Genomic DNA, 19528 nt, shown 5'->3' with positions numbered 1-19528 from the left:
TCGACGTACCAGCACGGCCCCGCCCCACCACCGCCCGCGCAACCGCACCGCCCGCACCGCCCGAGCCGTCGCCGCCCGCGAGCCCGCACCCGAGATGAAGCGGACGCCCCCACACCCACGACAGCCCGCGCAGCGTCTACGCGTCGATACGCGACCGGTCCAACGTCGCCGCGGACCTGGAGATGAACTCCTTGCGCGGAGCCACGTCGTTCCCCATCAGCAGATCGAACACCTGCTCGGACGCATCCAGGTCGGAGATGTTGATCCGGCGCAGCGTCCGGTACCTGGGATCCATCGTGGTCTCGGCCAGCTGATCGGCGTCCATCTCACCGAGACCCTTGTACCGCTGGATCGAGTCCTTGTACCGCACGTTCTTGCGCTGCAGCTCCAGCAGCGTCTCCCGCAGCTCACGGTCCGAGTACGTGTAGACGTACTTGTCCTGCCCCTTCTTGGGCTGGCTGAGCTCGATGCGGTGCAGCGGCGGCACCGCCGCGAACACCCGCCCGGCCTCGACCATCGGCCGCATGTACCGCTGGAACAGCGTGAGCAGCAGGATCCGGATGTGCGCACCGTCGACATCCGCGTCGACGAGGAGAATGATCTTCCCGTACCGCGCCGCGTCGATGTCGAAGGTCCGCCCGGACCCGGCCCCTATGACCTGGATGATCGCACCGCACTCGGCGTTCTTGAGCATGTCCGTCACGGACGACTTCTGAACGTTGAGGATCTTGCCCCGGATCGGCAGCAGCGCCTGGAACTCCGAATTCCGCGCCAGCTTGGCCGTACCGAGCGCGGAGTCGCCCTCGACGATGAACAGCTCACTGCGCTCGACGTCGTCGCTGCGGCAGTCGGCGAGCTTGGCGGGCAGGGACGAGGACTCGAGGGCCGTCTTCCGGCGCTGCGCGTCCTTGTGCTGGCGCGCGGCGATCCTCGTGCGCGCGGCGGCGACCGCCTTCTCCATCACGACGCGGGCCTGCGCGGCGTCGTCCCGCTTCGTGGAGGTCAGGAACGCCTTGAGCTCCCTGGAGACCACGTTGGTCACGATGCGGCGGGCCGCCGAGGTCCCGAGGACCTCCTTGGTCTGGCCCTCGAACTGCGGCTCGGCGAGACGCACGGTGACGACGGCGGTCAGGCCCTCCAGGGCGTCGTCCTTGACGATGTCGTCCTCGGCGACGCGCAGCAGCTTCTTGGCGCGCAGCACCTCGTTCATCGTCTTGGCCACGGCCTGCTCGAAGCCGGCGACATGGGTGCCGCCCTTGGGGGTGGCGATGATGTTCACGAACGACTTCAGGTTCGTGTCGTAGCCCGTACCCCAGCGCAGCGCCACGTCCACGCCGAGCTCGCGGGTGACCTCGGTCGGCGTCATCTGCCCGTGGTCGTCGAGGACCGGGACGGTCTCCTTGAAGCTGCCCTGCCCCGAGAAGCGGAGAACGTCACAGACGGGCTTGTCGGCGGCCAGGTACTCGCAGAACTCACTGATGCCGCCGTCGAAGCGGAAGGACTCCTCGCCCTTGCTGCCGCCCTCGCCGAGCCCGTACTCGTCACGTACGACGATGGTCAGGCCCGGGACCAGGAAGGCGGTCTGGCGGGCACGCTGGTGCAGGTGGTCCAGGGAGAGCTTGGCGTCCTTGAGGAAGATCTGGCGATCGGCCCAGTAGCGCACGCGGGTGCCGGTGCGGGTCTTGGGGATCCGCTTGAGCTTGCGCAGCCCGCTCGTCGCGTCGAAGGCGGCCTCGGGGCCGTCCGCCTTGAACGCTCCCGGGGTGCCGCGCCGGAAACTGACCGCGTGCGTGTTGCCGCCGCGGTCCACCTCGACGTCCAGACGGGCGGAGAGCGCGTTCACCACGGAGGCGCCCACGCCGTGCAGACCGCCGGAGGCCGCGTACGAGCCGCCGCCGAACTTGCCGCCGGCGTGCAGCTTGGTCATCACGACCTCGACGCCGGACAGGCCGGTCTTGGGCTCCACGTCGACCGGGATGCCACGGCCGTTGTCCCGCACGTCCACCGAGCCGTCGTCGTGCAGGATCACGTCGATGTGGTCGCAGTAGCCCCCCAGGGCCTCGTCCACGGAGTTGTCGATGATCTCCCACAGGCAGTGCATCAGACCGCGACTGTCGGTGGACCCGATGTACATGCCGGGGCGCTTGCGGACGGCTTCGAGCCCCTCGAGGACGAGCAGGTGCCGCGCGGTGTAGTTGGAGCCGTCCCGGTCTGATCCGGTCAGCAACGCTGTGGACGGCACGGACGTGTCGGCGGTCACGCGGTTCGCTCCTCGCTGAATTTCAGATGGGGCCCTTTTGGGTAAGGGGCCGGCTTCGGTCACCGCTGAGAGGGTACCGAGGCCTGGTAGAGCCGTTGTAACGCCACCCTCGCATGAACTCAGACTAGTCCAGGGTCGCATGGGTGTTCGATCCCTCGATGGAGTGAAGTACATATCACGTTCCCTTCGGGGCATGAACCATTTAGGCTCCGGGCACGTCCTCATGAACAACCGGCAAGCCAGCCGGGGAGGACCGACCCTGACAGACAGCGCGAACCCGTAAGACGCGAAGACGCAATACGGCTCATTCGCCGCCACCCGGCAGCAGACAGCCGCCTCGGAGAGAAATTTTCGAGGAAAAGCCACGAGCGGGAACGTTTTCGGCCTGGTTGGATGTTGACCCTGGTACGACAGCTCGTCGAGCTAGAGAAGAGGCGACGTGACTACTGTTCTGACCCCCGCGAGCCCGCTGACGGCCGCTGACCGCTGCGACCGTTGCGGCGCCCAGGCATATCTGCGCGTCGTCCTCCTCAGCGGCGGTGAGCTGCTCTTCTGCGCCCATCACGGGCGTAAGTTCGAGCCGGAACTCAAGAAGATCGCCGCTGAGATACAGGACGAGACGGAGCGACTGACGTCGGTCCCTGCAACGTCCGACGACGAAGAGCGCTGACACTTCTTCGCATCAACGACGAGCCAACTCCGGCATAGGCCGGGTGTACGGGCGGCCACCCCTGCCACTGGGGGTGGCCGCCCGTATGCGTACCGCTCCACCGGATGAGCCGCGCCGCCCCTGGTGCGTGCGGCTTCAGCCGCTTCGAGCACCAAGGGCGGCGCGGCCTCGATGGCCGGAATCCCGGCCCGCACCCCTCCGCAGACACCTGGGGCGCGACCCTGGGCCGCACAGCTTCCGGAAGCATGCGAATCCGTATGCCGGCCGACACGGCTACAAGGGCCCTCCCCGGGCTTCCACGGCCTCCGCACCCGCCTGGAGCGGCCGGCAGGTCCGACACGCCCGCTTCGGCCCGCGCGGCCCTCAGCGGCGCGAGCCGAGCGCCCTGACGACGTCTGAGACGCGCGTATAGACCCCGGGGCTCCCCGGGGTCCCGCAGCCGCTGCCCCACGACACGAGACCGATCAGCCGGCCCCGAGTGACCAGCGGCCCTCCGCTGTCACCCTGGCAGGCGTCCCGCCCGCCCTCGATCTCGCCGGCGCACAGCATGGAGGCGGCCCTGTAGGTGCCGTCCGCGTTTCCCGGATAGGCTCTCTCGCAGACCGCGTCGGACAGCACATTCACGCCCACGGACCGCAGGGTGAGCGCGTAGTCGCCGCCGCCCGACGTGTCGCCCCAGCCGTAGACCGCGGCTTCCGTACCGGGCGCGTAGGCGGCGTCCCCGGAGGCCGCCATCCTGATGACCGAGCTCTGGGGCAGCGGGGAGGCGAGCGTGAGCACCGCGAAGTCCCCGGCGTTCGCGGCGGCGTCGTAGCCCGGGTTGACCCACGTCTTGCTGACCCGGATCTCCTCACCCTTGGCGGACATCAGGTCCCCCCGGCCCGCGATGACCTTCAGGTCGCGGACTCGCTGAGGTGGCCCTCCGAGCACGACCGACCCCATGCAGTGGGCCGCGGTCAGTACGAGCGTCGGGCCGATCACCACACCGCCGCAGAACTGTCCGGCCCGCGTTCCCCCGAACCGGTCACGACTCGACAGCGCCACGGTCCACGGGCTCTGGGCGATATCGACGGGTTGACCTCCGATGATGACGCCACCGGTCGCGGCCGGGGCGGGGGACGCCAGCGGTATCACGGCCGCGGCGGCCGCAAGGGCCAGCGAGGCGACAAGGGGGCGGCGCATGCGCGCTCCTCACTCTGGGATGGTCTTGGAACACCCAGAGTGATCCACTGCGTGACGACGCGCACTCCGCGCACAGACCGAGGGCCCGGCTCCCCAGCGGGAGTCGGGCCCTCGGTGACGTACGGCCGAGACCTAGTCGAGGTAGTCGCGCAGCACCTGCGAACGCGACGGGTGGCGCAGCTTCGACATCGTCTTGGACTCGATCTGACGGATCCGCTCGCGCGTGACGCCGTACACCTTGCCGATCTCGTCGAGGGTCTTCGGCTGACCGTCGGTGAGACCGAAACGCATCGAGACGACGCCCGCCTCGCGCTCGGAGAGGGTGTCGAGCACGGAGTGCAGCTGCTCCTGGAGGAGCGTGAAGCTGACCGCGTCGGCCGGGACGACGGCCTCGGAGTCCTCGATGAGGTCACCGAACTCGCTGTCGCCGTCCTCACCCAGGGGGGTGTGCAGCGAGATGGGCTCGCGGCCGTACTTCTGGACCTCGATGACCTTCTCCGGGGTCATGTCGAGTTCCTTGGCCAGCTCCTCCGGGGTGGGCTCGCGGCCCAGGTCCTGGAGCATCTGGCGCTGCACGCGCGCGAGCTTGTTGATGACCTCGACCATGTGCACCGGGATACGGATGGTGCGGGCCTGGTCGGCCATGGCACGGGTGATCGCCTGACGGATCCACCAGGTGGCGTACGTGGAGAACTTGTAGCCCTTGGTGTAGTCGAACTTCTCCACCGCGCGGATCAGACCGAGGTTGCCCTCCTGGATGAGGTCCAGGAAGAGCATGCCGCGGCCGGTGTAGCGCTTGGCCAGGGAGACCACCAGACGGAGGTTGGCCTCCAGGAGGTGGTTCTTCGCCCGACGGCCGTCCTCCGCGATGATCTCCAGCTCGCGCTTGAGCTTCGGCGCGAGCTTGTCGGCGTTGGCCAGCTTGTCCTCGGCGAAGAGGCCCGCCTCGATGCGCTTGGCCAGCTCCACCTCCTGCTCGGCGTTGAGCAGGGGGACCTTGCCGATCTGCTTCAGGTAGTCCTTGACCGGGTCCGCGGTGGCACCGGCGGCGGCGACCTGCTGCGCCGGCGCGTCGTCCTCGTCCTCGTCGGACAGCACGAAGCCCTGGGCGCCGTCCTCGGCGGGCTCCTCGGCACCGGGCTTGCCCGGGGTCTCCTCGACCGCCTCGTCGTCGACCAACTCGACGTCGTCCTTCTTGGCGGTGGTCTTCTTGGCCGCCGTCTTCTTGGCGACCGTCTTCTTCGCGACGGCCTTCTTGGCGACCGTCTTCTTCGCGGCGACCCGGCCGTCGGACGCGTCCTCGGCCGGATCGTGGGCGGCAGGGGCGGCCGGAGCTGCGGTGGCGGTGGCCTTCTTGGTGGTCACCGTCTTCGCCGCGACCGTCTTGGTGGCGGTGCGCTTGGCCGGACTCTTCGCTGCGACGCTCTTTCGGGTGCGCTTGGGCTCCGCGGCACTGACCATCAGCGTCACACCCTCTTCCTCGAGGATCTGGTTGAGGCTGCGCAGTACGTTCTTCCACTGAGTGGCCGGAATCTGGTCAGCTTCGAAGGCCCGACGCACGTCATCGCCGGCGATCTGCCCCTCAGCCTTTCCCCGCTCGATGAGCGCCATGACAGAGACGGACTCGGCGATCTCCGGCGGGAGCGTACGGGATGTGCTGGCCGACACGAACAACCTCTCGGAACGTTGGAAAACGGCTTCCGGCCCCGTCCGGTACGGACAGGGACCGACGACCGCCGACTTGGGGATGGGTCGACGGCGCGGGCGGGGGCCGGGAAGATTCACAGCGCCGTGAACGGCGTCCGTATTCCTTCCTCGGCTGTCACCTCTTAGGTCATCGCGCAGTTCCGAAGAGCGTTACGCCCAATCTGCGTGGCCCGAGTCACACCCCGTAAGAGCCCAAAAGCGGCCAGATACGGTCAGAGAAGGTCAGCTGATGGACTCATCACCTCAAACCGACGGGTGCATCACCTCATCACATCACCGGACCCCGCCGGATCCGGGAGGATCCGAAGGGGTCCGGCGAAAGATGGTTCACCGGCCGAGCGATGCCACACGAGGACACATGCCCCCGACCGCGCCGCCCTCGGAGCGCGGTCAGTGCTCGCGCGGCGCGGGCACCACGCGCTCCACCTCGGGGTGGACCGTGAGCAACTGGCGCATGGCGGTCTCGGCCGCCGTGCCGTCCGCCGCGGCCAGCGCGTCGACGATGCGGCCGTGGTGCACCAAAGAGGCCTCGGTCGGCCGCTCACAGCCGGTGACGGGACCACCGGAGACCTGGAGCGCGGCCGACACGATCCCGGAAAGGTGCTCCAGCATGCGGTTGCCCGCGACCTGGATGAGCATCGAATGGAACTCCGAGTCGGCCCGCGAGAACGTGAGCGAGTCACCCTGCGCCAAGGCGTGGCCCATGATCTCGACCATGTCGCCGAGGCGCTGCTGCACCTCCTCCCGGCCGTGCCCGGCGGCGAGGCGGGCGGCGAGCGGTTCGATCGTCCAGCGCAGCTCGCTCAGCTCGCGTCGCTGATCGTCACGCTGCGGACCGAAGGCACGCCATTCGATGATGTCCGGGTCGAGAAGGTTCCAGTCACTGACGGGGCGCACCCGCGTACCGACGTTGGGCCGGGCGCTGACCAGGCCCTTCGCCTCGAGGACGCGGAGCGATTCACGGACGACGGTCCGCGAGACTTCGAACCTCTGTCCGATCTCCTCGGGGACGAGCGGACGGTCCGCGCCGAGGTCGCCGGAGACGATCATCTGGCCCAGCTGTTGAACGAGTTGCCCGTGGAGTCCGCGTCCGCGGTTGCCCGTGGAGCGTCGGCCCACGCGGCCGAGCTCCTGGTCGCTGTTCTCCCACGCGGGGACACCGAGGCGTTCGGTACCGGGGGAGTCGCTATAGGGGTAGCGGTCGAGTTCGCCCGGGCCGGCCAGGCCGGAGTCTGTGGAGCGGGCGGCGGTCATCATGGTGTGCGCAAGGGTACTCACGGATCATTTGTCGGCGCTGTCTCCAACTCCCTTGAGGTCTTTGGTGAAAAGCACACGAAAGGGTGATCGCTCACCCCGTCGCAATTGACGCCTTATCGGAAAGAAATGGGCGTTCTCCAAGGAGTTGTGGGCAGGGCGGAAACGGAAGGACGCGGACGGTCGTCATCGAACACGGCTCCGCAGGGTCGTGAGCAAATATGCGCAGAGCAGTGCGGTCAGCGACAACGTCAGCGCGCCGCCGACCGGTTGGGCGACCAACCGCGCCATGGCCGCCAGATAGCGCGCTCCCCCGAACGGCCACTGCACCAGCGTGAGCTCGCGCAGCCGCTCCGGGAACCCGGCCGCCGTCCGCACGGATGGCCCCGACAAGGCCTTTTGTACGAGCGGGACGACGACGACCGGAACGGCGAGAACGGCCGCGAGCCCGGCGGTGGTGGACCGGAAGAGACCCGCCGCCAGCACCCCGGCCCAGGCGCAGCCGACCACCAGGCCGGTCCAACTCGCACCCAGGGAAAGCCAATCGCCGGGAATTGCGGTGAGTTCCCGCCCGTACACGAGATAGAGGATTTCGAGGTCGCAGCCCACGGTGAGAAAGGCCAGCATGAGCGCGGTGCCCGAGGAGACGAGGAGTTTGGCCGCCAGCAGTCCCAGCCGGCGGGGGACGGTTCCGCGGTCCGCGGCCAGGGCGGGGTAGCGGAATTCCTCGCCGAAGGCGATCGCGCCGAGCAGTCCCGCGCCGAGCGCCGCGGGCGGCAAAGGGCTTTCGCGCGGCCAGGCGACCAGCAGCCGCGCGGTGGGGGTGTGACCGATTCTGGCGAGGAACACGGACAGGAGGACGGAGACGACCAGCACGGCGGCGGAGGTGCGGTAGCCGGTGCCGACACCGGCGGTGCGGCGCAGTTCGTAGCGCAGCGGACGCAGGGGGCTCGGTGCCTGGCGTACGGCGATGGGGGGCGGGAGCGCGGGCCGCCCCTCCGTGGCCGGTGTCCCGACCCGGGAAGAATCGTCACTGCCGAGCGCGTCACCGTGGGCGGACGGGTCGGGCGGAGTTCCCATGTCGCCGATCTCGTCGGCGAGTTGGTGGACGAGGATGCCGTGCCGGAAGGCGGTCTCGCCGACGTCGGCGCAGGTGCTGCCGTACACCGAGAGCCGGTTGCCGTCCTCGCGCACGACCTCGACGGAGCGCTGGCCGGTCCGGGCCTCCTTGGCGACCAGGGCGCCGAGACGGTCGGCGTGCGGGCTGCGGACGGCCACCCGGGGGCGCAGCCGGGTGCGGGCGAAGTCCGCGGCCTCCTGGTCGGCGGCGAGGCGGCCCTCCCGCAACGTGATGACGCGGTCGGCCACCCGAGCGGCTTCCTTGGCGTCGCCCGTACTGAACAGGACGGTGCCGCCCTGGGTCGCGTGCGCACGCAGGATCCCGTGCATCCAGCGGCCTTCACGGGCGGAGAGTCCGGCGGCGGGGTCGTCGAGGACGAGGGTGTGCGGGTCGGCCAGCAGGGCGCAGGCAAGGCCCAGGCGGCGGTCCAGACCGCGCGAGAGAGAGCTCAGGCGCTCGTCGCGCAGGCTGACGAGACCGGCCACTTCGAGGACCTCGTCGGCGCGCCGTACCGGAACCCCGGCCGCGGCGCACAGCATGCGGAGCTGTCCGTGGACGGTGCGCGCGGGATGGCCGGGCACATCGCCGAGAAGTACGCCGACCTCGTGCGACGGATGGGCGATCCGGTGCAGCGGCCGGCCTCGGAAGTAGGTGATTCCTCGGCCCTGCCGGAGTTCGAGCATGAGTTTCAGCGTCGTTGTCTTTCCCGCACCCGAAGCTCCGAGGAGGGCTGTGACGTGGCCCGCGCGCGCCTCGAAGGACACGTCGTCGACGGCGGGCGGAAGCTCCCTGCGGGGGTTGCTGGTCAGTCCGATGGCCTGGATCACTCACAGCAAGATAGCGCGACATTTACGTTTTTTCGGGCACCGGGCGGCCGGTCTCTGCCAGGCCGTCCCTCTGTCGCGTGACCTTCCTACCCTGGAGCCGGTCCGATCGTCAGACTTCGGGGCGCAGCATCGGCGGATTGAGCAGGGTGGCGCCGCCCGCGCGGAACAGCTGGGCGGGGCGGCCTCCCTGGCGCGTGGTCGTACCCCCCGTGGGCACGAGGAAGCCCGGTGTCCCCGTCACCTTGCGGTGAAAGTTGCGTGGATCGAGCGCGACGCCCCACACCGCTTCGTAGACACGGCGCAGCTCGCCGACGGTGAATTCGGTCGGACAGAAGGCGGTGGCCAACGACGAGTACTCGATCTTGGACCGGGCGCGTTCCACGCCGTCCCCGAGGATCGTCGCGTGGTCGAAGGCGAGTGGCGCCGCCTGCTCGCCGTCGCGGCCGTAACCGCCCTGCTGGAGCAGTTCCTCCACCGGCGCCCAGCGCGCGCTCCTGGCGTCACCTCCGGCCCTGGGCGCGGGCAGGTCGGGGGCGAGCGCGAGATGGGCCACGCTGACGACCCTCATGCGCGGGTCGCGTTCGGGGTCGCCGTATGTCGCCAGCTGCTCGAGGTGCGCGCCGTTGTCCTGCGCCGGCACGGACGGGTCGTGGGCACGCAGCCCGGTCTCCTCGGCCAGCTCGCGCGCCGCCGCCTGCGCCAGATTCTCGTCGGCCCGTACGAATCCGCCCGGGAGCGCCCACCGGCCCTGGAACGGCTGCTCGCCCCTGCGTACCGCCAGCGCGCACAGGGCATGGCGGCGCACGGTCAGCACGACCAGGTCCACGGTCACGGCAAAGGGCGGAAAGGCAGACGGGTCGTAGGGCATGCCGCGATCATAGTCGTCTCCTTGACGATAAACACGTCCTTCGCCGACCACGTCCGACCGTGATCCACTTCCGTTCGCGACAGGTTCCGGCGGACGCCGCGGACCACGGTCCGAAGGGGCCCACCGCGTGGTCACACTCCCAACTGCAGCCCGTCGGCGGCCTCCTCGACCATGGCGAGGCCGAGCCTGCTGACGCGCACGGAGAAGGGTCCGCCCGCGATCCGCAGTCCCGTCAGCCCGATCTCACCGAGCGGTGCGCTGCCGGCCGGACGCAGTGTCACCGTGCCCGCCGGGGCGTCGGGGCGGATACCCGCGAGGGCGGTGACGAGCAGCACCACGGCGGCCGCCGCCGTGGCCGCGGGCCGGCAGGCCGTGGGATGCGGCACCGGCGCGCCTCCCTGGGTGCGCTGCTCGCCCGCGTACATCTCGGGCAGCCGGTGTCCGAACGTCTCGGCGGCCGCCAGCAGTCCCTGCAACAGTGCGTTCGCCTCCTTCTCGTAGCCGGCCGCGATCAGCCCGGCGACGGCGACGGCGGTCTCGTGCACCCGTACGGCGCCGCTGCGGTGGCCGAAGGGGTTGTACGCCGCTTCCTTGGCGCCGAGGCTGCGCAATCCCCAGCCCGAGTCCATGGCGGGGCCCGCGAGCGCCCGCGCGAACTGCTCGGTCCGCGTCTTGTCCAGCAGGCCGGGGGCCAGGGCCCCGGAGCCGAGCAGTCCCGTGTCGAGGAGGTGGACGGTGCCCGCGCCGAGCGGCGACACCGGCCGCCCGTCCGGGGCGCGGGCGGCCGCGGGTCTTTCCTCGCCCCTGTCCTCGACCCAGAAGTCCTCGTGGAACGCCGCCCGCAGGTCCTGCGCCCACTGCCGCAGTCCCGCGGCACCGGGCCGGCCTGTCTCGTCGAGCAGGTCGGCACCCAGCACGGCCGCCCGATGGGCGTGGGCCTGCGTCTCGCAGCGGTACGGCCCGTCGGGTTGCGGGTCGGGCAGGTAGGTGCCGTCGCCCACGGTGGTCCGCAACCAGGCGAGGCACCGCTCGGCGGCGGGCAGCAGTTCCTCCGTCGCCTGCTCCGCCAGCCCCCAGCGCCGAGCCTCGGCGAGGAGCACGGGGAAAAGCAGGGTCGCTTCGGTTGCCGTGCATCCCGGCGGCAGATAGGGACCCGCGTCCCGGAGCGGCCCGGGGATCAGGCCGGATCGCGCTCCCTGGCCCGCGATCTGGGTCCGGGCGAGAGTCCGCAGGGTGCCCGCGGCGAGGCGGGTGCCGAGCGGCAGTGTCATCCGGGCCGCGGCGAGCGCGTCGGCCGGTGCCAGGCCGCAGCGCCACGGCGCGCCGGCCGCGAGGTGCGGGTCCGACGGATGCGCGGGGTCGCGCAACAGCAGGGCCCGGAGATCCTCCACGCCGGTGTGCAGGAGCGCCTGGATCCTGGGGTCGTCACCCACTGCCAGTGGCTGGGCCAGCGGGCTCGTCGCGACCCGCCCCACGGCTCTGTGGGGCCCCGCACCGTCGGGCCGTACCCGCAGCTCCACGGTGCGCGTGCCGCCGGGCGGCAGTTCCAGCTCCCAGCGGAGCAGTCCCGCGGAGGCCAGGGCGTCGGCGGGTGGCGGGTCGGCGGTGACGGTGGAGTTTCCCGTGGTGCTGGTCCACCGGAGGCCCGAGTCGTTGACGGTGGCGGGCAGTTCGGGCCCCGCTCGGCCCGAGGCGACCGAACCGAGTTCCGCGAGGTCCGTGCCGAGGGCGACCTCCAGCGAGAGGCGCAGCGTGCGGGAGGCAGCGCTGTGCAGGACGACCCGCTCCGTGCCGTCCGCGCTCCTGGTCCGTTCCACGATCACGTCCGGATCGGGGCCCGAGTCGGTGGACGCGCGCACCGTCCCCACGAAGCGGGCCCGGTCGGCGCCGATCATCCGGGCCTGTACGGGGAGCGGTTCGCGCCCCGCCACCTTTACCTGACAGCGGGACAGCATCCGCCGGCCCGCGCGGTAGAACCCGTCCAGTCCGCGACCGGTCAGCTGTCCCTGTTCCGTGGAGATCGCCAGTCCCGGCAGGGCGACACAGATGAGCGATGTGTGCACGGGAGGCAGGTCCGTGGACCGGCGCGGAAAGGGAACCGGCGCCGGGCGGGCCGTGGGACCACCCGCCGTCGCCGCGAAAGGGCTCAATGCGGTCTCCACTCCTGCGAACGGGGTGCCGAACCGCCTCGGCGGTTGAGGTGTCGCGCGGGGTCGCGCGACGGCGGGACGTCGCCGTCGGATTCGGAGGGCGGGTTGGGCATGGGCATGCGGCTTCCTCCGCGCTCGGTGCGCTGCGGGCGCGTTCGGCGCCGGGTCGGGGACTCCGGAGGGTCGGGGGCGTTCGGCGGCGCGGCCCGGCCGCGGGTACCGCCACACAGGTGAACGGAACGGCCCTACTCCGGGTCACGCCCTCGATGCCGGAAGCCGACCGAATGGCGGCGGGACGCACGGCCATCCGTGACGGGAAGGCCGACGGGCCGACGGGACACGCCGGGGATTCGCCGGGTGAACACGAGTACGCGTGCCTTGCTGCCTCCAGGTACTCGGGGGAAGCGACTGCTCATGTCGCCTCCCCCGCATCCTGGCGACCACCCTCGCGGCGAGCCCTCGCCCGATCGGTCGTCCGCCCGAACGCACGCCCCGGTTCTTCCCCGGTGGGCGAGGTGTCCTCGGCGGGCCGGAGCACGGGGAGACCGCGCGCCCCGGGAGAGCGGCGGCTCACACGCGTCCCGCCGCTCCCCGCCGGTCGCGCCCTGCGCCGACGACGGCCAGCCGCCCCGGCGGGCTGCGCCGTGACGTCGGACGATCGGGCAGGAGTCGATGCTCCTGGGGCCGGTGGCGGCTCCTCGGCTCCGAGCGGTGCCGCGCGGTCGGCTCCCGACGTCCGTGCCGCGTCCGCCCCCGGCCGGCCGGTGCGTTCCGCGCGAAGGCAACGGCGGATCGACTCGGGGTCCAGTCCCTCGTTGCAGGCCTGATGCAGAAGGCGCGCGAAGAGGTAGTCGGGATCGGCGCCCAGCGCCATGGCCAGGGCCTCTCGAGCCTCCAGTTCGTCACCGCTCGACCAGGCGACCCATCCGGCGAGGGCGAGAGGAGCCGCGGCGTGCTCGCCGTAGGAGCCGACGCAGCGGCGAGCCAGCGCTCGCCAGAGGCGCAGGGCCGGGCCGGCCTCGTCGCCCTCCATCCACGCGGCGGCGCGGTCACGGGTCGTACGGTCCTGAAGGCCGAGGATCAAGGTGGCGGCCTCCTCGACTTCCAGGAGTCCGTCGTCGCGGAGGTCGGCCGGACGGACACCGGAGACGGGCGGAGCGTCCGCGAACCGCTTCAGGAGCCGTCGCGCCTGTCCGAGTGTCTCCTCGGACAGGGCCGCGCGGCTCTCGTCGTCCAGGATCCTGGGGATCAGAGCCCTGTTCGCCGCGTCGAGCGCCACCTCCTGATCCACGGCGGCCCCGCGCTCCCAAGGGATGAGGCGAGCCGTGAGCTCTCGGAGAGTTCCGCGTACCTGGAGGCCCGCGTAGGTCGCCGCGGCGGCGAGGACGGAGGTGCCGGGCAGTCCCATCGCCTCTCCGTCGGATGGGCAGCATCCCTGACCTGGGCAGCAGTACGACCAGAAGCGGCCGTCGGAGATGCAGAGGGCCTCGATCACCGGCACGTCCAGGCGGCCGCAGGCCGTCCGCAGCAACTGGGCGAGCGGGCGCAGGCGCTCCATGACGTCCCGGCCCGACTCGCCGCTCCCGGGCTCCTGGCAGAGGTACGCGACCATGCTCCCCGGCCGGGCGCCTCTGCGCTCACTCCCCTTCACCAGCCCGTGCGCCAGCTGCTCGGCCACGGACGGCCAGTCGTCCGCCTGGGCCGGGATGCCGAGCCGCGCCCGCCCGCCGAAGCGGCCCCGCCTCTCCCCGTCGTGCAGGGCGGCGAGCACGATGCTGTCCTCCGGCCGGTACCCGAGCAGGTACGGCAGGGCGTCCGCCAGCTCGGCCGGTGTCCGCAGGGTGACCTGGTGCCCGCCGGGCAGATCGCGTCCGTCGTGCCCTGGCCTCTTCTTCCACTGTCCGCTGCGCGTGCCGCGGGCCCCGCACTCGTCATGTCCTCCGCGCGCACCGCCGTCATCGCGTCCGCCGTGCACGTCTTCTCCCCCGTGCCCACCGCGCCCGCTGATGTCACTGTCGCCGGACGCACCGGCCGATTCGCTGTGATTCGTCATGCCGTGACCATCCCGCGGATCACGAAATCCCGCTTCGACCTGTGGATAACCATGACCATGGGCACGACACAAGTTGTCCACAACGCGGTGGCCTCATTCGCGCGATGTCCGACTCATCGGGTTGCATGGGGCCATGAGCAACGAAGACCCGCGACCCACGTCCGGCGAAGACCTGCGCATCGCGGCCGATGCCGTACTCGCCCGCCTCGTCGGCGCCCCGGCGGGCGAGGCCCGGTTGCGCGAGGACCAGTGGCGCGCCATCGAGGCCCTGGTGGCCGACAAGCGCAGAGCGCTGGTCGTGCAGCGCACCGGCTGGGGCAAGTCGGCGGTGTACTTCGTCGCGACCGCGCTGCTGCGCGAGCGGGGTGCCGGGCCCACCGTCATCGTCTCCCCGCTCCTCGCCCTGATGCGCAACCAGGTGGAGGCGGCGGCCCGTGCCGGCATCCGCGCGCGCAGCATCAACTCGTCCAACACGGAGGAGTGGGAGACCATCCAGGCCGAGGTGGCCGCGAGCGAGGTCGACGTACTCCTGGTGAGTCCCGAGCGGCTCAACAATCCGGACTTCCGCGATCAGGTGCTGCCCAAGCTGGCGGCGGCGACCGGCCTGCTCGTGGTCGACGAGGCCCACTGCATCTCCGACTGGGGGCACGACTTCCGGCCGGACTACCGCAGACTGCGCACGATGCTCGCCGATCTCCCGCCCGGCGTCCCGGTCCTGGCCACCACGGCGACGGCCAACGCGCGCGTGACCGCGGATGTGGCCGAGCAACTGGGCACCGGTGCGAGCACGGACGCGCTCGTCCTGCGCGGACCGCTGGACCGGGAGAGCCTGAGTCTCGGCGTGCTGCAGTTGCCGGACGCGGCCCACCGGATGGCCTGGCTCGGCGAACGCCTGGACGACCTGCCGGGTTCCGGCATCATCTACACGCTCACCGTGGCCGCGGCCGAGGAGGTCACCGCTTTCCTCCGCCAGGCCGGCCACACGGTGGCGTCGTACACCGGGAAAACGGAGAACGCGGACCGCCAGCAGGCCGAGGAGGACCTGCTCGCCAACCGGGTCAAGGCCCTGGTCGCCACGTCGGCTCTGGGCATGGGTTTCGACAAGCCCGACCTGGGATTCGTGGTGCACCTGGGCTCCCCGTCTTCTCCCATCGCGTACTACCAGCAGGTGGGACGTGCGGGCCGCGGCGTGAAGCACGCCGAAGTACTCCTGCTGCCGGGGAAGGAGGACCAGGCGATCTGGCAGTACTTCGCGTCGATCGCCTTCCCTCCGGAAGAGCAGGTGCGCCGCACCCTGGACGTCCTGGCACGCGCCGACAGGCCGCTCTCGCTGCCCGCCCTCGAACCCCTGGTGGAGCTGCGCCGGTCCCGTCTGGAGACGATGCTCAAGGTGCTCGACGTGGACGGAGCGGTACGACGCGTCCAGGGCGGCTGGATCTCCACCGGCGTTCCCTGGACGTACGACAGCGAGCGCTACGCGTGGGTGGCCAAACAGCGGGCCACAGAGCAGCAGGCGATGCGCGACTACGTCTCGACGACCGGCTGCCGGATGGAGTTCCTGCGGCGGCAGCTGGACGACGAGCGGGCCGCGCCGTGCGGACGCTGCGACACCTGTGCGGGAGCCCGGTTCGAGGCTTCCGTCTCCTCGTCGGCACTCGACGCCGCGACCGGCGAGCTGAGCCGCGCGGGGGTCGACGTCGAGCCGCGCAAGATGTGGCCGACGGGCCTGCCGGCGGTCGGCGTCGATCTGAAGGGCCGTATCCCGGCCGGCGAACAGGCCGCGGCGGGGCGTGCCCTGGGACGGCTCTCGGACATCGGCTGGGGCAACCGCCTGCGCCCCCTGCTCGCCCGCCAGGCCTCCGACGGACCCGTGCCGGACGATGTGGCGAAGGCCGTGGTCGGTGTGCTGACCGACTGGGCGAAGGGGCCGGGCGGCTGGGCATCGGGACGGCCCGACGCGCAGCCACGACCCGTGGGCGTCGTCACCATGGCCTCACGCACGCGTCCGCAACTGATCCAGTCGCTGGGCGCACGGATCGCGGAGATCGGCCGACTGCCGCTGCTGGGGTCCGTGGAGTATGTCGGCGAGGCCTCGCAGCTCTCGCGGAGCAACAGCGCCCAGCGTCTGAAGGCTCTCGACGGCGCACTGTCGGTGCCTCCCTCACTGGCCGAGGCACTGAGAGCGGCGGCCGGCCCGGTGCTGCTCGTGGACGACGCGACGGAGACCGGATGGACGCTCGCGGTGGCCGCGCGACTGCTCCGCCGGTCCGGGGCACAGGGAGTGTTGCCGCTGGTCCTGGCCGTACAGGCGTGAACCACGTGTCGTCATCAAGAACAGTGGGCAAGGATATAAACGGCGTATAGCAAGAATTCGGTCGGTGGCCCCAATTGCTCGTTGCCGCAACCAAGTTCGACAGGAAGAATTGAAGTCCGCTCCCCGCACGGCTCGCCCGTGGTCCGGTAGGGCTCTGCCGCGACGTGCGCTCCCCCAAGTCCGACCCCGCCCGCAGTGTGGGCGCGTAGCCGAAGGGAGGATCGTGACCTTCGGATTCGCTCCGTCCTCGGCGGCATCCATGTCGACGTCTGCCGATCTGTCCGCCGCTTCCGCCAACCCACTGACCCGCATGCTCGAACCCGCCGAATGGGCAGCCGCGGGCATTCCGCTTCTGCGCAATCCCCGTGAGGTCGTCAGTGGTCTGCACGCTCGGCACCGGCCCAGACCGGCGACAGCGATCGTGGCCGTCCTCGACGCGGACGAGCGGCTGAGCGCGAGCGCCTCGTTCATCCGGCGGCCGACTCCGGCCGACGGCTGGATGTTCCGCAACGCCCTGCTCGCGCAGCTGCGCCGGGTCATCCCGCACGACCTGCGGCGGCGCACCCCGGTTCGTACGGCGGTCCTGCTCTACTGCCGCGAGGGCGACGCGCGTTGGACACAGGAGGACGGGGCGTGGATGTGGGGGCTGCGTGACGCGTGCACCTTGCACGGGCTGCGCTGCGGGGCGTACATCACGCTGACGCACGACGGCTGGCAGGTTCTCGGCGAGGGCCGGGGTGGACGTCGTCCGAACGCGGACTCACCACCGGAGTCCTTCGCGATGTCCGAAGCACCGCCACCGCTGCCGCGCACCGGAGGCGTCGCCTCGGAGGTGTTGCGGCGGGCGGCCGCCCGCTGATTGCAAGGCCTCGTTCCACGCTGGTCCTCGGCCACGCCACCACCGGCGGCGGGTAGGTCGATCGGCCAGCGCGGACCGCCTCGGCGATACATGAATCGGCCAGTTCGGAGCGGCTCGGGACGTCCAGACGGCCGCCTGGGAGCGGGCGGGCCCGCCGACGGTTCGTCCGCCGACCACAACATCGTCGATCGTCGACCGCGGCGTTGTCGATCAGCCGCACCTGATACCGGAGGGTCCACCAACCACAGGCCCGCGACAGACAGGCCGCCTCCGCGAGCAGTCACCTACGGCGACCCCGCGCGCGGACTCGCTTCGGTGGACCTCAGCCCGCCATCCGCCATCCGCCACCCGTCGACACAGCAGCGGCACCGGCACGCACGGGGCACCCCGTCGACGAGGCGCTCCACGGGCCTGCGCCGGTCTTCGGAGCCGTACGAATACGGCGTACGCCAGTGAGCGCTCCGTAGCCGACACCCCGCACTCGACAGCCGAACCCACACCCGGACCCGACGCCCGAACCCACTCCCGGCGCACCCGGCACCCGGCACCGGCACCGGCACCGGCACCGGCACCGGCACCCGAACCTGGGAACCGACGAGTCGGGCACTCCCGCTCGGGAACCCCGCGCAGGACACGGCCCCGGGACCACGGCCCACGCCCCGCCGCCCGCAGCGACCTGCGGAACCACGACGAAAGGTGTCCGAGGAGCCGTCACCGCGGTCGCGGCACGACCGCGGCGCACACAGTGATCCGCGGGCACGCCGAAACGATCACCTCGCGTACGTCACCACGCCGACTCACCACGGGGCGGCGGCTCCGAGCGAGTCCCGGACGGCCTCGGACGGCGTCCGGGACTCGTTCAGACTCCGGCGCCCAGAACCGAGTTGATCTGCTGCGGGTCACCGCAGACGATCAGCAGGGTGCCGGCCCGGCCGAGGGCCAGGGGCAGAGCGGTGGCGACAGTGTCGGAACCGCCGTTGACGGCGACCACGACGACGGGACGGGACTTGGCCCGGCCCACGACGGAGGCATCGGCGTAGAACACGTCGTCGCCCGCGTCGAGCTGCGCCCAGTAGGCGGTCTCGCCGAAGGAGAGCTCGTGCGCGGCCCACGGGTGCGGTTGGCCGGTGGTGATCACCAGCACCTCACCGGGGGCACGGCCCGACTCCAACAGCAGATCGACCGCTTCTTCGGCGGCGTCCAGCGCACCCTCGGCCGAGGCCGGGATCAGCTGGATCTTCGGGGTGGCGGCAGCGGGTGCGGCCGCCGGGACGGACGACCCCGGCGCGGCCACGACCGGCTCGCGCGGGGTGCGTTGGGCCGGCATCGGCCTGACAGGTCCCGGACGTCCGGGACGCGGCGGAGCCACGGGACGGGGACCGGGTACGGGACGAGGGGTCGGCGCGGTACGGCCACTGGCCGGAGTCGCGCGGGGACCCTGGGCACTCTCGTGAATCTGAGGCTCCTCGGGAATGAGAGGCATGAGCTGATTTTTATCAAACGCCGATGCGACTCGCGTCGGCGGGTGGCACATGAGTGCGAGCGGAACCGTCAGAAATCGAAGCCGAGCTGACCCTCGATCTCCGGACCGCTTCCGTCCGCCCAGCTGCGGACCTTCTTGAGGTGCCGCCACTGGGGCAGCGCATCAAGATACGCCCATGTCAGCCGGTGGTACGGGGTGGGGCCCCGCTCCGCCAGTGCGGCCTTGTGCACGGGAGACGGATACCCGGCGTTGGCCGCAAAGGCGAAGTCTGCATGGTCGACACCCAGTTCGGCCATCATTTTGTCGCGCTGAACCTTGGCGATCACCGAGGCCGCCGCGACGGCCACGCAGGACTGGTCACCCTTGATCACCGTGCGGACCCGCCACGGCGACCCGAGGTAGTCGTGCTTCCCATCGAGGATGACCGCGTCGGGCCGGACGGGCAAGGCCTCCAGGGCCCGCACCGCCGCGAGGCGCAGGGCCGCCGTCATCCCCAGTTCGTCGATCTCCTCAGGAGAGGAATGCCCCAGGGCGTACGACGTCACCCACTTCTCCAACTCCACGGCCAAGGCGGTTCGCCGCTTGACGGTGAGGAGCTTGGAGTCGGTGAGACCTTCGGGGGGACGGCGCAGACCCGTGACCGCGGCACAGACGGTGACCGGGCCGGCCCATGCACCGCGGCCCACCTCGTCGACACCGGCGATGGTCTTCGCTCCGGTCGTGGCGCGGAGGGAGCGCTCGACAGTGTGGGTGGGTGGTTCGTACGGCATGGCGACCTCAG

General features: G+C 71.1%; 13 protein-coding genes. 3 read left to right on the top strand and 10 right to left on the bottom strand.

The window, feature by feature from the left end:
* Positions 1 to 136: 136 nt before the first annotated feature.
* Complete coding sequence (locus tag HEP85_RS29340; protein ID WP_168530571.1) at positions 137 to 2260, bottom strand: type IIA DNA topoisomerase subunit B; 2124 nt, start codon at positions 2258 to 2260, stop codon at positions 137 to 139.
* 439 nt (positions 2261 to 2699) lie between these two features.
* Here HEP85_RS29340 and HEP85_RS29335 point away from each other — a divergent pair, with 439 nt between their 5' ends.
* On the top strand, positions 2700 to 2930 hold the full coding sequence (locus tag HEP85_RS29335) for a hypothetical protein (RefSeq protein WP_153288178.1): 231 nt from the start codon (positions 2700 to 2702) through the stop codon (positions 2928 to 2930).
* A gap of 363 nt (positions 2931 to 3293) precedes the next feature.
* Here the strand turns inward: HEP85_RS29335 and HEP85_RS29330 are convergent, their stop codons facing one another.
* The 7 genes from HEP85_RS29330 to HEP85_RS29300 form a co-directional block, all read right to left on the bottom strand.
* Positions 3294 to 4112 carry a serine protease gene (locus HEP85_RS29330; protein WP_168530570.1) on the bottom strand — a complete coding sequence of 273 codons (819 nt, stop codon included), beginning with the start codon at positions 4110 to 4112 and terminating at the stop codon, positions 3294 to 3296.
* Positions 4113 to 4244: 132 nt separating this feature from the next.
* The gene (locus tag HEP85_RS29325; RefSeq protein WP_168530569.1) at positions 4245 to 5780 is read right to left on the bottom strand and encodes an RNA polymerase sigma factor; all 1536 of its coding nucleotides are present in this window, start codon (positions 5778 to 5780) and stop codon (positions 4245 to 4247) included.
* A 429-nt stretch (positions 5781 to 6209) separates the two neighbouring features.
* Positions 6210 to 7097 (bottom strand): FadR/GntR family transcriptional regulator, encoded by an 888-nt coding sequence (locus HEP85_RS29320; protein WP_168530568.1) that lies wholly within the window; start codon positions 7095 to 7097, stop codon positions 6210 to 6212.
* 162 nt (positions 7098 to 7259) lie between these two features.
* On the bottom strand, positions 7260 to 9020 hold the full coding sequence (locus HEP85_RS29315) for an ATP-binding cassette domain-containing protein (protein ID WP_168530567.1): 1761 nt from the start codon (positions 9018 to 9020) through the stop codon (positions 7260 to 7262).
* A 109-nt stretch (positions 9021 to 9129) separates the two neighbouring features.
* Positions 9130 to 9888 (bottom strand): NUDIX domain-containing protein, encoded by a 759-nt coding sequence (locus HEP85_RS29310; protein ID WP_168530566.1) that lies wholly within the window; start codon positions 9886 to 9888, stop codon positions 9130 to 9132.
* Between the two features lie 131 nt (positions 9889 to 10019).
* Positions 10020 to 11951, bottom strand: a complete 1932-nt coding sequence (locus tag HEP85_RS29305) for a glycogen debranching N-terminal domain-containing protein (RefSeq protein ID WP_369657891.1) — start codon at positions 11949 to 11951, stop codon at positions 10020 to 10022.
* Positions 11952 to 12450: 499 nt separating this feature from the next.
* On the bottom strand, positions 12451 to 14091 hold the full coding sequence (locus HEP85_RS29300) for a DUF4192 domain-containing protein (protein ID WP_369657890.1): 1641 nt from the start codon (positions 14089 to 14091) through the stop codon (positions 12451 to 12453).
* Positions 14092 to 14224: 133 nt separating this feature from the next.
* On the opposite strand from HEP85_RS29300, the gene HEP85_RS29295 reads away from it, so the two are divergent.
* Together HEP85_RS29295 and HEP85_RS29290 are read left to right on the top strand one after the other, a co-directional pair.
* Complete coding sequence (locus HEP85_RS29295; protein WP_168530565.1) at positions 14225 to 16405, top strand: RecQ family ATP-dependent DNA helicase; 2181 nt, start codon at positions 14225 to 14227, stop codon at positions 16403 to 16405.
* Between the two features lie 223 nt (positions 16406 to 16628).
* On the top strand, positions 16629 to 17264 hold the full coding sequence (locus tag HEP85_RS29290) for a hypothetical protein (protein WP_168530564.1): 636 nt from the start codon (positions 16629 to 16631) through the stop codon (positions 17262 to 17264).
* A gap of 859 nt (positions 17265 to 18123) precedes the next feature.
* Here the strand turns inward: HEP85_RS29290 and HEP85_RS29285 are convergent.
* Both HEP85_RS29285 and HEP85_RS29280 read right to left on the bottom strand, forming a co-directional pair.
* Positions 18124 to 18747 carry a hypothetical protein gene (locus HEP85_RS29285; RefSeq protein WP_168530563.1) on the bottom strand — a complete coding sequence of 208 codons (624 nt, stop codon included), beginning with the start codon at positions 18745 to 18747 and terminating at the stop codon, positions 18124 to 18126.
* Positions 18748 to 18815: 68 nt separating this feature from the next.
* Positions 18816 to 19517, bottom strand: a complete 702-nt coding sequence (locus HEP85_RS29280) for a ribonuclease HII (protein ID WP_168530562.1) — start codon at positions 19515 to 19517, stop codon at positions 18816 to 18818.
* Positions 19518 to 19528: the final 11 nt, after the last annotated feature.

It is taken from the genome of Streptomyces sp. RPA4-2, assembly GCF_012273515.2.
In the GTDB taxonomy this organism is placed as follows: domain Bacteria; phylum Actinomycetota; class Actinomycetes; order Streptomycetales; family Streptomycetaceae; genus Streptomyces; species Streptomyces kaempferi.
Note: the sequence above shows the minus strand (reverse complement) of the source record. Positions and strands in the feature narration are given on the sequence as shown.